At 59.2% G+C, this 1132-nt stretch carries 1 protein-coding gene; it reads left to right on the top strand.

Annotated features, from left to right (window positions below; all coding sequences use genetic code 11):
* The coding region (locus tag HHL24_RS43435; RefSeq protein WP_169484698.1) for an IS66 family transposase at positions 1-294 on the top strand (294 nt) is incomplete at its 5' end.
* Positions 295-1132: the final 838 nt, after the last annotated feature.

Raw genomic sequence — 1132 nt, 5'->3', positions numbered from 1 at the left:
CAAAGCTTTACCTATAACCTGGTCCGGCGTCTGCAGATGCAGGCGAGCCAGGTGTGGCGCTTCATTGCCGATCACCGGGTACCGTTCGACAACAACCAGGCCGAACGCGATATCCGCATGCCCAAGCTCAAACAGAAAATCTCAGGGTGTTTCCGTGCGGTATCAGGCATGGAAGCGTTCTGCACGATCCGCTCCTACCTTGCCAGTCTGCGCAAACAGAACCGTTCGCTGATCGATGCGCTGGCTTTGGGCTTCGCCGGATTCGTCGTTTCGCCGCTTCCGGCTGCTGAATAGTTACCCTGCCGCAAAGAAAAGTAGGCAAAAGAAAGCGGCTCAAACCGCTCATGCTAAGTGGGCACCGTTGCCTGGAGGAGGTAGTGGCTCCGTGGAATCCGGGCCCTCCTACCTTCTGATACTTGTGACAAGGGAGTCGTCAGCTCCCACTCCGCACTGCGTGCGTCGCGGATGGGTCTGCATGGGAAACCAGGGGCTTCGTTCGACGCGGCGGGAGCCATCGGCTTCGCCTCGGCGAGACGCCACTGCACTTCACGGGTGAACCACCACTTCGAATGAAATGGCGGTGTGTTGCACTTGCACTTGCACCCGCACTCGCCCTTGCACTTGCACTTGCACTTGCACTTGCACTTGCAGTGGCAGTGGCACTCCTACTGGCGGCCGCAGTGGCGATGCGACGACGAGTCACGGTGCTGACAAAATGCAAGAACCGAAACGTGAGACCTCGAACGCAAGAGCCCAAACGCGAGAGCTGAGACGTAGCGTGTGGTTTTATGAAGTACTCTTCGGCGCGCGCAGCGCCGCCGGAAGTATGACGCCTGGACGGCGACAATCATGTTGGCCGGTGTAGCGGCGAAGGTTTTGGCCGGTGATGAGGAGTCGAAGGCGGCGTAGCCGCCGAAGACGACGCATCACCGGCGGCGCCGAGTCGGCCGGGCTCTACGATGGCTGATCGAATAAAAAAGCGATCAGCTACATGTCTGGAACCCGCATTACCGACCAACAGGTTCGCCTCTACATGTCCAAACGCAAACATCACTCGCAGGAGATCGCCGCAGCGAAGGCTGGCATCAGCGTACGCAGCGCCCGGCGCATAGAAGGAGACGCAACAATGCCT

Origin of the sequence: Paraburkholderia polaris, from assembly GCF_012927345.1 — a bacterium.
Lineage (GTDB): Bacteria > Pseudomonadota > Gammaproteobacteria > Burkholderiales > Burkholderiaceae > Paraburkholderia > Paraburkholderia polaris.
The sequence above is the reverse complement of the archived record's forward strand: the minus strand, read 5'-3'. Positions and strand labels throughout refer to the sequence as shown.